This window comes from Arcicella gelida, from assembly GCF_034931025.1.
GTDB lineage: Bacteria > Bacteroidota > Bacteroidia > Cytophagales > Spirosomataceae > Arcicella > Arcicella gelida.
On the sequence record NZ_JAYGIL010000004.1, the window covers coordinates 255,580 to 269,213 of the forward strand.

Annotated in this window: 10 protein-coding genes; 3 read left to right on the top strand and 7 right to left on the bottom strand. The window is 35.8% G+C overall.

Translation table 11 applies throughout. The annotated features are described in order from the left end of the window. Window positions 1-30 precede the first annotated feature (30 nt). Window positions 31-5,568 carry an alpha-2-macroglobulin family protein gene (locus VB776_RS04775; protein ID WP_323326531.1) on the bottom strand — a complete coding sequence of 1,846 codons (5,538 nt, stop codon included), beginning with the start codon at window positions 5,566-5,568 and terminating at the stop codon, window positions 31-33. A 485-nt stretch (window positions 5,569-6,053) separates the two neighbouring features. On the opposite strand from VB776_RS04775, the gene VB776_RS04780 reads away from it, so the two are divergent. Further along, window positions 6,054-6,887, top strand: coding sequence for a dienelactone hydrolase family protein (locus VB776_RS04780; protein WP_323326533.1), 834 nt, complete (start codon window positions 6,054-6,056; stop codon window positions 6,885-6,887). 85 nt (window positions 6,888-6,972) lie between these two features. On the opposite strand, the gene hemE is transcribed toward VB776_RS04780, so the two are convergent. After that, a complete protein-coding gene (gene hemE, locus VB776_RS04785; RefSeq protein WP_323326535.1) occupies window positions 6,973-8,004 on the bottom strand; it encodes a uroporphyrinogen decarboxylase in 1,032 nt (343 codons plus the stop codon). A gap of 297 nt (window positions 8,005-8,301) precedes the next feature. Here hemE and yihA point away from each other — a divergent pair, with 297 nt between their 5' ends. Both yihA and VB776_RS04795 read left to right on the top strand, forming a co-directional pair. Then, window positions 8,302-8,904: a ribosome biogenesis GTP-binding protein YihA/YsxC gene (yihA, locus tag VB776_RS04790; RefSeq protein ID WP_323326537.1), complete on the top strand. Its 603-nt coding sequence runs from the start codon at window positions 8,302-8,304 to the stop codon at window positions 8,902-8,904. A gap of 91 nt (window positions 8,905-8,995) precedes the next feature. Further along, a complete protein-coding gene (locus tag VB776_RS04795) occupies window positions 8,996-9,445 on the top strand; it encodes a DUF5606 family protein (RefSeq protein WP_323326539.1) in 450 nt (149 codons plus the stop codon). Window positions 9,446-9,526: 81 nt separating this feature from the next. On the opposite strand, the gene VB776_RS04800 is transcribed toward VB776_RS04795, so the two are convergent. From VB776_RS04800 to plsY, 5 genes are all read right to left on the bottom strand, one after another. Further along, a complete protein-coding gene (locus VB776_RS04800; RefSeq protein WP_323258330.1) occupies window positions 9,527-9,817 on the bottom strand; it encodes a hypothetical protein in 291 nt (96 codons plus the stop codon). A gap of 107 nt (window positions 9,818-9,924) precedes the next feature. Next, window positions 9,925-10,266, bottom strand: coding sequence for a c-type cytochrome (locus VB776_RS04805; RefSeq protein ID WP_323326542.1), 342 nt, complete (start codon window positions 10,264-10,266; stop codon window positions 9,925-9,927). 151 nt (window positions 10,267-10,417) lie between these two features. Beyond that, entirely contained in the window at window positions 10,418-11,248 is an 831-nt protein-coding gene (gene murQ, locus VB776_RS04810; RefSeq protein ID WP_323326544.1) for an N-acetylmuramic acid 6-phosphate etherase, read from the bottom strand. Window positions 11,249-11,457: 209 nt separating this feature from the next. After that, the gene (locus tag VB776_RS04815) at window positions 11,458-12,864 is read right to left on the bottom strand and encodes a dipeptidase (protein ID WP_323326687.1); all 1,407 of its coding nucleotides are present in this window, start codon (window positions 12,862-12,864) and stop codon (window positions 11,458-11,460) included. 68 nt (window positions 12,865-12,932) lie between these two features. Further along, window positions 12,933-13,583 (bottom strand): glycerol-3-phosphate 1-O-acyltransferase PlsY, encoded by a 651-nt coding sequence (gene plsY, locus VB776_RS04820; protein WP_323326546.1) that lies wholly within the window; start codon window positions 13,581-13,583, stop codon window positions 12,933-12,935. Window positions 13,584-13,634: the final 51 nt, after the last annotated feature.

The following is a 13,634-nucleotide window of genomic DNA, read 5'->3' on the forward strand; positions in this document are numbered from 1 at the left end:
GTATGTCCGAAATCACAAATAATTACTATTTTATTCCACCACCGCAATACCTCCGCCTGAATAACTTCTGTACTCTCCACGATACATCGCATCTGCGGAAACGGGTCCCATTTGGAATTTACCTTTTGAAACGGCTCTTACCAAATAATAGAAGGTTTGGGCTTTGTCCGAAACATTGGTGAAGAAATTAATTCTATCGTCTCGAATGTCAAAATGCTCTGGCGTACTTTGGTCTTTTATCCACACTAAATCTCTATCAGCATTCAATCTTGGGTTTTCAATTTCCAAGCCTGCTGGTAACATATCCGTCACCACTACGTTATCCACATTCAAACCATTCGATGTGGATAAGGTAATTTTCACCACAATCAATTGATTTTGCTTGAATTTAGCTTCGCCCAAAGGTTGCCCCGAACGAGTATAGAATTGCTTACGCACTCTCAAAATATTATCCGTTTCTTCGTATTTGCCCGAAGCACTCAAACCTTCTGCTTGAGCGAAGTAATACAAAGTACCTTTTCCTTGCGTGCGAATTTGCGACTGATTAGCGATATTTTTTACTAATAAATCCTTTACCGTAAAATTTCCAACCACTTTTCCATTGGCAATCAACGAAGCCGTAATGTTGCTTGCGTTGGCTTTTTTCGCCAATTTACCCAAAGCTAAAAAGGCAAAAGATTGTTCTTGCGTAGTTAGCCAACGTTCTTGTTTGAGTACTGTGGAAAGTTGTCTTGCCAAAGTAGGAATCTGAATATTATTCGGGTCGGTATCAATCAAAGTATTCAATACCAAAGCCTGATTTCTAATTGGCGAGCTGAAACTTCCGCCAGATTGTTTTTCAGTTTGTTCAAAAGCATAGTTTTTCGGTAAAATGGCTGAGTAACTTCTTACATCGCCAATCAAACTGTAAGCTGCCGCTAATAAATACTTTTCGTCGGTTGTTAAAATATTCGGATTGGCTTTATAATAATTCATTACCGAACGGTTGGGTTTGCCAGCCAAAGCCAAAACGTACAAGCTATAAATGGTTTCTCGGCTTGCAATTACTTTGGTCGTGTAGCTACTTCCCACATAATAATATTCGTTTTCGGTCTTTTTTGTGTTAGATTGATTGCTGAGGTACTCAATCAATTTGCCCAAAGTAGTATTATTTACTTCAAAATCATTTTTCTGAGCTTCCAACAAAAAGTGCGTGGCAAAAGCAGAACCCCACCAAGATTCACGCTCGCCACCTTGCCAGTACGACATTCCTCCGCTTGGCAATTGCATTGTTTCTAATTTACGAATCGCAGTTTCAACATTAAATCGTGGATTCAACTGATTATCACCCGTTTTCATATAAGGCTTTTTGCCCGACTGAATTTGTTTTACCAAATCGGCAAAGTACAACTGTGGAAAAGCTGAAGCAGTTGTTTGTTCCACACAACCATAAGGATAGTCTAACAAACTTTGGAACTGATTGGTAAACTGCACCATCGGCGATTTACTCAGCGTAATTTCTGAACTAATACTGTTTGGTAAATAATCATGCACCAAATTTACCATAGCCGTTCCGCCACCATTTACTTGTCCAGCAACAGCCGTTTTCATTAAAGAAGTACTTGGACGAATGGTTAAATCTATTTTTTCAGTAAACTTCTCTTTCAAACCATTTACTGTAACGTTTACTACGGCATTGCCCGTCATCGCTCCTGCTTTTACAGAGAAGTAGGTTCTACCTTCTTTTTCTGCTGGAATAACCAAATTTTGCGTTCTTTGTCTCGTAACCGACAGTCCGCCCGACAAAGTAATATTGGCACTTACCGAAGCATTTTGTTTGGTAGTATTGGTGATGTTTACGGGTACTTGTATTTCATCATTAGGTGAAACAAATCTTGGCAAAGCCGTACTTACCACCAATGGGTCGGCAACTTTCATGTTTTTGGTGGCTGAACCAAAGGCTTCGTCTTTGTAACCAACTGCCATGATGCGTAAATCGCCCGAAAACTGTGGAATATCTACTTCAAAAGTAGTTTCTCCGCCAAAACCAGTTTTCACAATGCCCGACCAAATCGCTACTAATTTTACTCTGCCGTTGATTAATGGATTGACTCTTTTTTCTAAATCATAACCATCGCCACCAACCGACGAGCTTCCTGAAATAGATAATTCTGGGAAAAGGAAAGGATATAAATCAAAGCTGTTTACTTCTAAAGCCTGTTTTTGGTAAAAATGATTGTAAGGGTCGGGCGTTTTGAAATTTTTCAATTGCAAAATGCCTTCGTCCACCACCGCAATGGTTACTTCGGTATTGGCTTTGGTTTTAATGGTTATTTTTTGTTTGGTTTTTGAACGAGATTTTTCAACCGCCACAATTTCAATTGGTAATTGATTATCAACATCTTCCACCATCACAGGAGCATAACCATGTGCCACCGTCAGCGGTAAATTTGAATCATCCAATGGACGAATCAGCGTAGCCGAAACATACACATTAGGCAAATGTTCTTTATGAATCGGGAAACTCAACTCTGCCGATTTTTTATCCGTTTCAATCACAAAATTTTCTAACACGTGATTTCGCTCAATCGTCACAATCAGTTTTCCAGCAAAAGGCGTTTTGAAAAGTACTTTGGCTTTGTCGCCTACATTGTACTTTTCTTTATCAAATTCCATTTCTACTTGTCCTTCATTGTTTACTTCAAAAGAACTGTTTTGTGTACTACCAAAACCGTAAGCATAAAAACTTTGTGCCGTCCAAGATTTTGCACCTTCGCTATGTACTCTTACTTCGTATTCTCCCGAAACTGGCGGAGCATAAGCCAAAGTAGTTTTTCCATTATCAAAAGATAAAGCTCTTGAGTACACGACTTTCGTCTGTTTTTTTGAAGAATATTTTAAGGTATTATTCGGATTTTTCTCAATAACGGTCTGATATTCAAAACGTACAATTTCTACTTTGCCTTTCGCCGCCGTTAGTTTTCCATCTTTATTTACCGCCACCAAAGGAATCTGCACAGGAACGTTTGTGCTGATATAAGTATCGGGCATTCCGATTCCGTAGAAAACACTTTGTGTAAAAATATCCAACTTCTTGAGTCTATTCACAGGGCGACCCGTTTCATCAAAAACAGTCACAAAAGTTTTAGATTCCAGCACGCCCATATTGCTGTAAGTAGCAGGAATCTGGAAGTTTTCTTTGAACATTCCGCTGGCATCGGTTACGCCTTCACGAGCTACGTCTTCAAAATTGGTATTGTCTTGAATGTCAAAAATATAGTTTTTGAAATCTTTTGCTTCAAAGCGTTTACGTTTGAGTTTAAACTGCATTTCGTAATTTCTATCAGCAGCAGGCGGGCCAAATAAATTTAAAGCTGTGGCTGAAATTTGTACAGTTTCGCCATTTCGGTAAAATTCCTTGCCTGATTTCACTTCTACTTTGATTCTGTCAGGCATAAATTCTTCAATCGCAATATTTCTGGAAGCCAACAAAACATCGTTGGCATTTAAAACTTCAAGAATGTAAGTACCAGTAATAGCAGAAGCATTGGTTGGAATAGACAAAGCCACAGCTCCTTGTGCATTGGTTTCTTTTCTAAAGCTTTTAAATTCTCGTCCATTTGGTAATAAAAGACGAATTTTCACAGGAATTTCTCCGACTGATTCCCAGTTTTGTTTACGAATAATAGTATTGGTATTGATGGTTTCTCCCGGACGATAAATATCACGGTCGCCATAAACGAAAGCTTCAAAACCAGAAGTATTATCACGTTTGCCTTCTACATCAAAACGTGAGGTTTCAACTTGCGAGCCATCCATCAATAAGTAATTGAAATCGTCGGGCGTATGTGCCGAAATCATCGCTACTTTAAAGCCAGAAGCTTTTAACTCTTTGAAAGTAACAATGCCTTTTGAATCGGTTTTAGCAGTTTGAATGGTTTGATTATTACTTGAAACCAAACGGATTTCTACATCACGCATAGGTTTGGCTGTTTTGATAGAATTAGCAAAAACCACTACTTCATTTTCAGAAGTTTTCATGATTAAACCAATGTCTGAAATACTCACCAATTTGGTAGCACTGTTGTAATACTCATCGTTTGAATTCAAACTGACTAAATAAATGCCTTTAATGCTATTTTGTTCGGGCAAAGATAAATTCAAAGCACGAACGCCTTTTACTTTTGCAAGGTTAGATGTTTCTACGGTTTTATTCACAATCACATCTGAATATTGCCCCGATTCATCCGTATCGTACATATATGAACCTGCTTTGTATTCGCCTGTTTCTTCGTTGTAATCGTTATAATCTTGATAACGCCCATTCTTCATAAAATGCAAAATGTTATTTTCATACACTTTGGCAATTCTGACATTTACTTTGGGCGTATTCACGATATTGACAGCAATATTTTTACTTCCTTTTGAAGACAAGTAAATAGCTTTTTTATTCACAAAACCAATCGAAGCAGGCATTTGTCCGAAGTACAAATCCTTCACATACTCATCCGACAAACTCGCTCCCATTACGCCTTTGATATTCGTATTAATCGTCAGAATATAATTATCACTTTCGTTAAAATCTCCACGAATAATAAAACCATTGTCAATCGTTTCTACTTTCGTACTTAGTGTTGGATTATTTTTTTCTGGCGTTACAGAAACGGTTTTCGTTTCGATTGGATTTCCCGTAGAATCGTATTCTACAATGGCTTCTTCAACCGTTTCTTGCTGTTTTTCGCCGCCATCGCTTGTTACAGCGTACATTTCTTGCAAGCGTTCTGCCGAAACACTTTGGTTGGTAATTACTTTTATAAAACCTTGGTTATTCTCGAAACCGTGCTGAACGTCAATAATTTCTAAGGTTTTAATATCTGGCAAAGTCGTTTCTAAACTTAATTCTTCTGGTGTTTCAAAGTTTGAATTAGGCATTGAAAGTCCTTTTTCAATGGTTACTTTAAAAGATTTTCCGCTGGCATTACTTTGATTTTTTAGTTTCACTAACACATTCGCTAAAGCACCAGATTGCGTGATTTGAAAATCCTGTTGCTTGCCGTCTTCGTCCGTCAAAACCAATACTTTTGCTAACTCTTGTGGATTCACAGGATAATTGAAATTTACTTTCAACATCGCCGAAGCCTGTCCATCTTCTCTTGATTTCGTCCAAAATGCTTCTACATTTTCTGCTTTCAAATAAGGCGTATGGAATTTAATTTTATCGACATCCAAGCCTAAATCTTTTTCAGCTTTTGTCAAAATACTTTTCAACACCGTTGCCGAGTAATCAGTAGCTGGTTCAAAACTAACAGCAGGCGAAAACACCAATTCGTTGGTGGCAGTCCACTTAAATTTACCTTCTACTTTTGGCGAAAATTCAATTAGAGGCTCAGAAGACCAAGTATTCAAATCTGATTCTTTGACCAAATCTTTACTAAAAGTAAAAACCAAATTCTGCGTAAGCTGTACTTCATCTTCAAAATTCATATTTCGGATAGAAACATCCCCGAATTTTGAACAAGAAAACAGTAAAAAGAAAGAAATGAGCAGGAAGTAGATGCCCGATTTTGGGCGAAACAAAGAGGTTTTCATAGCGCTTTTGAGCCGATTTAGAAAATCGAAAAACAGAATTAAAGGGGTTTGTAAAAATCTGCTGAGAAGTTCAGAAATTTTGATGATTTTTCAATTTTTTAGGCATAAATCTTTGTGTAAAATTAGTAAACGGTCAATTGTAGCGGGATAGTGTCAAAAAAATTGAAAGAAGGTCTTTAATTGGCATTTATTTCATTATTCATTAGAACGAAACAATTGACAAATGAATAATTATTGGGAATTCCATTTAGCTTTTGTTGAGCCCAAATAACACTTATCTCCTATTATTCCACCTCAATAATAGCTAGATAAAACACTTTATCCTTCCAGAAATATTTTTCCATTCAAAACCATCTTAGTCTATCTTGTGTTAATCTCATGAACGTACATCAACAGTGTTCGTGTTCATTATTGACTGTCCCCCAATGATGAACCGTTTAAACCAAAAACAAATACTCCATCGGGGATTGGAGTTATCTATTTCGATGAAAAAACTATTGACTACTTTGGCTTTCACAACTCTTTCGTACTTTGGTTTTTCACAGAGTTGTTGTTCATTAACAAAAGATGACATGCAATTGATGGCATCTACTAAAGAGTTTCAAGCTGCTCACCTTTCGCCGCTTCCTTACACGCATGTAAGTACTGTTGGCGGAACAATGATTGAGTTCAAAACACCAGATGGTAAAATGGCAAATGCCTATTTGATTAAATCTGTGAAGCCCTCTAATAAGTATTTATTTGTATATCAAGAATGGTGGGGTTTGAATGATTATATCAAAAAACAATCAGAAGTATTTTATGGTGATTTGAAAGATGTAAACGTACTAGCCATTGATATGTACGATGGAAAAATAGCGACAGACCCTAAAGATGCTGGTGCATTGATGTCGGGTGCTGACCCTGCTCGTTTACAATCTATCATTAAAGGTGCTTTGGCTTTTGTAGGTACTAAAGCTAAAATTGCTTCAGTTGGTTGGTGTTTTGGCGGTGGACTTTCGCTAAAATCTGCTATTTTAGAAGGTAAGCAAGCGGTAGGTTGCGTAATGTATTATGGAATGCCAGAAAAAGATGTTGAACAATTGAAAACTTTGAAATGTGATGTATTAGGATTATTTGCAGGAAAAGAACAATGGATTTCTCCAGCAGTTGTAGCTCAGTTCGAGAAAGATATGGCGACGGCAGGAAAATCTGTAAAAATAAAATCTTTTGATGCAGAACACGCATTTGCCAATCCATCAAATCCAAAATTTGACAGAGAAGCATCAGAAGAAGCATACTCTTTAGCAATTACTTTCTTGAAAGATAAATTGAAGTAAGTGAAATTGAAGTAACACTATTTATCAAAAAAGCACGACTTTAATAGAGTCGTGCTTTTTTGATGTTTAATAACTTTGTTAAAAACTACAAACTATACTCCTTAACAGTATCGATAAAACATTTTACCTTTTCAGGATCAGTATCTGGATAAACTCCGTGTCCTAAATTGGCAATGTATTTTTGTCCACCGAATTGTTGAATCATTGAGCGTGTTTGTTTCTTGATTTCGTCAAAAGAACCGTACAAAACACATGGGTCAAGATTTCCTTGTAATGTTTTACTGTCGCCAATTAATTTACGAGATTCAGCAATATCCATGTTCCAATCTAAACCAATGGTTTCACAATTTAATTTGCTCATTTCTTCACGAGCAAAGAAAGCACCTTTTGCGAAGACCGTCACAGGTACTTCTGTAATAGCATCACAAATCTGAGCGATATAAGGCAATGAATAAATACGGTATTGTTCTGGAGAAAGAATACCCGCCCAAGAGTCAAAAATCTGAACAAGGTTTGCACCAGCCGCTACTTGTGCTTTTAAATAAGCGATAGTACTATCGGTAATTTTCTGTAAAAGTGCATGCGAAAGTTCAGGCTCTGAATACAAGTATTTTTTCGCTTTCGAGAAAGTCTTTGAACCTCTTCCTTCAATCATATAACAAAGTAAAGTGAAAGGAGCACCTGCAAAACCAATTAAAGGTACACGTCCGTTCAATTCTTTTTTTACAATTCTGATGGCATCTAATACATATTTCAATTCCACTTCTGGGTCTGAAACGATTAATTTATCCACATCAGCCATTGTTTTTATTACTTCTGGAAAGATTGGACCAACTTTTTCTTCCATCAAATAAGGCAAGCCCATTGCTTCTGGAATAACCAAAATATCAGAGAAAATAATAGCAGCATCTACTCCTAAAATATCAACGGGTTGAATCGTTACTTCGGCTGCTAATTCAGGATTGGTCGCTAACTGAATAAAACTTCCTGCTTTCTCACGAACGGCACGATATTCCGATAAAATTCTTCCTGCCTGACGCATCATCCAAACGGGTACACGTTCTACTTGTTCGCCTCTAGCGGCTCTTAACAACAAATCATTTTGTAAAATTTCCATATAAACTACACGATTTCAAGAATCGTTTGTGGTATTGATAAAAGCGAATGCGTGAAATCGCTGTAATTTTCACAAAGATACGATTGTTTCATCAGACTGGATTTTCATACGGAAAGAAATCATCAGATTATTCATCGTTATCAAGTTTTGCAGACAGTAATTGACTTCTAAACAGTGCCATACGTCGAGTAAATTTCCAAGAAGCAAGAGAAGTCCTAAATCTTCTGTAAATTTGTAAAAGTTTTAAAAAGACATATTTCATTTATAAAAAATGAGTAGCGTTTTAACATTAGTTTTATGAAAGTCTCAGAAGCAATATTTTTACAGAGTAATACAGAATACGAAAAATGTCCAAAACCAGATAAACCAGAATATGCGTTTATTGGTCGTTCGAATGTGGGCAAATCGTCTTTAATCAATACCATCGTTCAGAAAAAAGGCTTAGCGAAAACTTCGCAAACGCCTGGCAAAACCCAATTAATCAATCACTTTTTGATTGACCAAAAATGGTATTTGGTAGATTTACCAGGCTATGGTTATGCCAAAATCAGTAAAACTGAACGTGATAAATTTGAATCAATGATTCATAATTATCTTTCAAATCGTGAAAACTTACTTTATACTTTTGTATTGGTAGATATTCGTCACGAGCCACAAAAAATTGATATGGAATTTATCAATCGTTTGGGTGAAGAAGGGATTCCTTTCTGTTTAGTATTTACAAAAGCAGATAAATTATCGAAAACAGCAGCCGATAGAAACGTAGCATTGTATCAAGAAAAACTCCTTGAAACATGGGAAGAAATGCCACAATTTTTCGTGAGCTCTTCCGTTAATGGCTCTGGTAGAGAAGAAATCTTGAGAACAATCAGTGAATTAAATGCTGAATTTAAAGCATAAAAAGTACTTGTCTAACAGGAATTCAAGCCTTGTACTATTTTGCTAAGAACTTATTGAGTAATTTTGCAAAAACAAATCATTAAAATAAAACATGGAATTATTAAAAGAAATAGCCAATATTTCTGGCCAAAGTGGTTTATACAGAATTTTAAAGCCAACTCGTACAGGAGTAATTGTTGAAAGTTTGGATGGAAAGAAAACACGTTCGGTTGTTGGTGCGAATGCTCGTGTATCAGTTTTAAAAGATATTTCAGTTTATATTGAAGATCATCAAGATGCAGCAATGCCTCTTGCAAATATTTTCTTAAAAATCAGAGAAACACACGGCGAGAAAGTAGAATTAAATACAAAAAATGCTACCGAAGCCGATCTTTTTGATTTATTAGCAACAGTTGTTCCAAACTTCGACCGTGAACGTGTTCATGGTTCTGACGTGAAAAAAATGATTAGTTGGTATAATATCATTTCAGCAAATTTGCCAGAAGCATTTGTGGTTGAAGCTGTTGAAACAGCAGAAGAAACAAAATCAGAAGAAGCTTAAAAATATTTTTTTATAAGTAAAAAGCCTTGAACGTTTTCCAACATTCAAGGCTTTTTTATGTTTGAGATTGTTATAATCTTTTTAATTCATTAACATTTTAGGAAAACGATACGATTGAGAATCATAAACCATCAATTGATCTATTTCTAATTCAAAGTATTTGTATAAAGGCGAACGTTGCAGGTATTTATGAACACTTTCTTTACTTTTTGCATTAACAATTATCCATCCACGACCCACTTCTGCTGAAATAGCGTAAGAATCTATTACTCCTTTCAGAATTAAATCATTAATAATACTACGATGCTCAGGAACAAGTGTCATAAATTCTTGGTCAACGCTAAAATAAACTGTTACTTGGTATTTGTTCATATCAATAAAATTGTGGCTCGATTAAAATACTAATATTGAGCGAACAAAAAAAATACCTTGACAGTTCGTTACCGATGTCAAGGTATTTTTATAATGTTTAATCGCTCTTAGCTTTTTTTACCTTTAGCTTTTGATTTCGCCGCTAACGAATTAATCCATCCTGCAATTTTCATTGCATCTTCTTTAGGTACTTTCAAAGCAGCCATTGGAGGATAACCTGGCCAGTTAGAAGGCTTCGGTGCACCGATTAATTCTACGATTTTCTCGTTAGTATATTTCTTTTTTGCTACATCTGTATAAGCAGGACCAACAAGTCTAGCATCCACTTTATGACATGCAGTACAAGCATACTTCGTTACAAGTGGCTTAATATCCTCTGGGAAGTCCTGAGCTTTTGCATTAATTGCTAAACCTGCAAGCAATAGTGCGCTAAATATCGTTTTTTTCATAATAAAGAAAAGAAAGGGTTACTGATATATTGATTAAATCTTATTTGTTCGGATGTTTATAATTAGCAATAAGACTTGTTTATGGTTTAAGTAATTTCACTTATAACGACAAACATAGCCGCTTGTTTTAATACTTGCTGTTAACGATATGTTAATGGTTTGCTTTGTAGGCATCTACCGAAGCTCTAACGCTTCCATGTTTTTGCAATAAACTTTCGGCTTCATCACGAGTAATCCCTAATTCTTCCATGACCATATTCTCTGCTCTGACAACCAATTTATGATTACTCAGTTGCATATCAACCATCCTGTTTCCTCTTACTCTTCCCAATTGAATCATCACAGAAGTTGAAATCATGTTTAGAATTAGCTTTTGGGCTGTTCCTGATTTCATACGAGTACTTCCCGTTACGAATTCTGGACCAGGAATCGCTTCAATTTTAAATTCAGCAGCTTTTGAGATTTCACTATCTTCATTACAAGAAATAGAACCCGTCAATAATCCATTTTCACGAGCTTTGTTTAAACCGCCGATAACATAAGGAGTTCTTCCAGAAGCCGCAATGCCAATTACTGTATCTAATTCATGAATATCGTAAGCTTCTAAATCTTTCCAAGCTTGTTCAATATCATCTTCTGCATTTTCAACTGCTTTACGAATAGCACCATCACCACCAGCAATTAAACCAATGACCAAATCAAAAGGCACACCAAAAGTTGGTGGACATTCTGAGGCATCTACAATTCCTAAACGTCCGCTCGTTCCAGCACCGATATAGAAAAGTCTTCCTCCTTTTTTCATTCTAGGTACAATCTCTGAAACTAGTTTTTCAATTTGTGGAATGGCTTTTTCTACAGCATAAGGCACTGTTTTGTCCTCATTATTAATACCTTCTAAAATCTCACGCACTGACATTTCATCAAGGTTATCATACCGTGAGGTTTCTTCTGTTGTAAGAGCTTCTAAATTAATTTCGGTCATGATGATTATAATTCAATTCTTTCAGAAAAGGCAAAAATCAACACTTATACCTCTCTTTAATCTTTGTATTAAGATATTTTATTACGTAGCAACGCTTCTATCTTTTTGCAAATATAACAATTTGCCTTTTTAATTAAGCACAGTCTTGTCTTGTCTGTAATGGTTTTACCATAAAATATGCCAGACCTTTGCAATATTTTACTGAACCTTTATGATTCTGCGTAATATTTAAAAAATAAAGGTATCGTTTCTATTCCTTTGTAAAAATTAAATAAACCATAATGTTCATTCGGTGAATGAATAGCATCTGAATCTAATCCAAAACCCATTAATACGGTTTTTAAGCCTAATTCTTTTTCGAATAAAGCCACAATCGGAATACTTCCACCACCACGAGTAGGCACTGGTTTCTTACCAAAACTTTCTTCCATTGCTTTTTCAGCCGCTTTGTATTCTTTAGAATCTGTTGGAGTAACATAAGGCTCGCCACCATGATGTGGACGAACTGTTACTGTTACTCCAGCTGGTGCAATAGCCTGAAAGTGTTTCGTAAATAATTCTGTAATTTTATCTGATTGCTGATTTGGTACTAATCTCATTGAAATTTTTGCAGAAGCTTTTGAAGGCAATACCGTTTTTGCACCTTCTCCAATATAACCTCCCCAAATACCATTCACATCCAAAGTCGGGCGAATAGATGCTCTTTCCAAGGTTGAATAACCAGCTTCGCCTCTTACATCATCTATGGCTAAATCTTTTTTATATGCTTCTAAATCAAATGGCGTTTGTGCCATCGCTTCACGCTGAGCAGGCGTTAATTCAACCACATCATCATAAAAAGTAGGAATGGTAATATGGTTATTTTCATCGTGTAATGAAGCAATCATTTTACTCAACACATTGATTGGATTCGCTACTGCTCCGCCATACACACCAGAGTGTAAATCTCTATTTGAACCTGTTACTTCTACTTCTAAATAACTCAAACCCCTTAAACCAACATCAATTGATGGAATATCATTGGCAATAATCGCTGTATCAGAAATCAAAATAACATCAGCAGTTAGTCTTTCTTTATTAGCTTTTACAAAAGTACCCAAGTTATCAGACCCAACTTCTTCTTCGCCTTCAATCATGAACTTCACATTACAAGGTAAAGCATTTGTAGCCATCATTGTTTCAAAAGCTTTGATGTGCATATATACTTGTCCTTTGTCATCACAAGCACCACGAGCATAAATTTTTCCGTCTTTTACAACTGGCTCAAATGGTGGAGAATCCCAAAGATTTAATGGATCAGCAGGTTGTACATCGTAATGTCCATAGACCAAAACCGTTGGTAAAGATTTGTCAATTATTTTTTGCCCAAATACAATTGGATAACCCGCTGTTTCACAGATTTCTACGAAATCAGCACCAGCAGATTGAATTTTATCAGCAATAAACTCAGCAGCTTTTCTTACATCATCTTTGTATTTGCTATCAGCACTTATCGATGGAATTCTTAATAAGTCAAGTAATTCAGCTAAAAAACGCTCTTTATTTGCTTCAATATAGTTTTTCATGTTGTTGTGATTGTGTAATGATGAGCCATTATTTGTATTTGATGCCCAAATATTCAGTCAAAAAAATACCTTCCGTCAATTTTCTGACAGAAGGTACAAATATAATATCTTCTAACGATTTAAACGGATTCTTTCTTCGGACGAAGGTAAATTCTATTTTCTTGTCCTTTACATAGCCTCACTACATTTTTACGATGAGTAATCAGGATAAGTAAAAATAAAATAAACCCGAAGATGATAACCAAATCGTTTTCTTTACCGAATGTTTTTAATAAAAGTAATATAGGAAACGACAGCGAAGCGATGATAGCTCCTAATGAAACATAATGAAATGAAAGAAATACTAAAAAGAAAATCACCATACAAACCAAAGCGGCTTCTGGATGTACTGACATTACCATTCCTAATAAAGTTGCTACACCTTTTCCTCCTTTAAAATTAGAAAATACAGGAAAAATATGACCTAAAACCGCTGCGAAACCAAAAAGTAATTTTAAATTCTGACATTCAGACCAATCAATTAAATGACCGTAGTACATCATTAGTGCCAAAGAAGTAGCAATCCAACCTTTGATAGCATCAATTAATAAAACGATTGTTCCTGCTCTTTTCCCAAGTACTCTAAAAGTATTAGTAGCACCAGCATTACCACTTCCATGTTTACGAATATCAAATCCAAAATACGCTTCGCCATACCAGATTGCTGTTGGAATTGAACCGAGTAAATATGCTGCAATTGTGCAAGAAATTATAAGTACTAAAATTGACATTGATTGAAAATTAATTAATGTTAGGCAAACAGTGCTATATTTTTTTTCTCT

Bases quoted from the DNA above. Each gene is read 5' to 3' on its own strand.
- yihA (WP_323326537.1), top strand. From the start codon at position 8,302: ATGAAAGTCTCAGAAGCAATATTTTTACAGAGTAATACAGAATACGAA.
- VB776_RS04800 (WP_323258330.1), bottom strand. From the start codon at position 9,817: ATGAACAAATACCAAGTAACAGTTTATTTTAGCGTTGACCAAGAATTT.
- plsY (WP_323326546.1), bottom strand. From the start codon at position 13,583: ATGTCAATTTTAGTACTTATAATTTCTTGCACAATTGCAGCATATTTA.
- VB776_RS04805 (WP_323326542.1), bottom strand. From the start codon at position 10,266: ATGAAAAAAACGATATTTAGCGCACTATTGCTTGCAGGTTTAGCAATT.
- VB776_RS04795 (WP_323326539.1), top strand. From the start codon at position 8,996: ATGGAATTATTAAAAGAAATAGCCAATATTTCTGGCCAAAGTGGTTTA.
- VB776_RS04780 (WP_323326533.1), top strand. From the start codon at position 6,054: ATGAAAAAACTATTGACTACTTTGGCTTTCACAACTCTTTCGTACTTT.
- VB776_RS04775 (WP_323326531.1), bottom strand. From the start codon at position 5,568: ATGAAAACCTCTTTGTTTCGCCCAAAATCGGGCATCTACTTCCTGCTC.
- hemE (WP_323326535.1), bottom strand. From the start codon at position 8,004: ATGGAAATTTTACAAAATGATTTGTTGTTAAGAGCCGCTAGAGGCGAA.
- murQ (WP_323326544.1), bottom strand. From the start codon at position 11,248: ATGACCGAAATTAATTTAGAAGCTCTTACAACAGAAGAAACCTCACGG.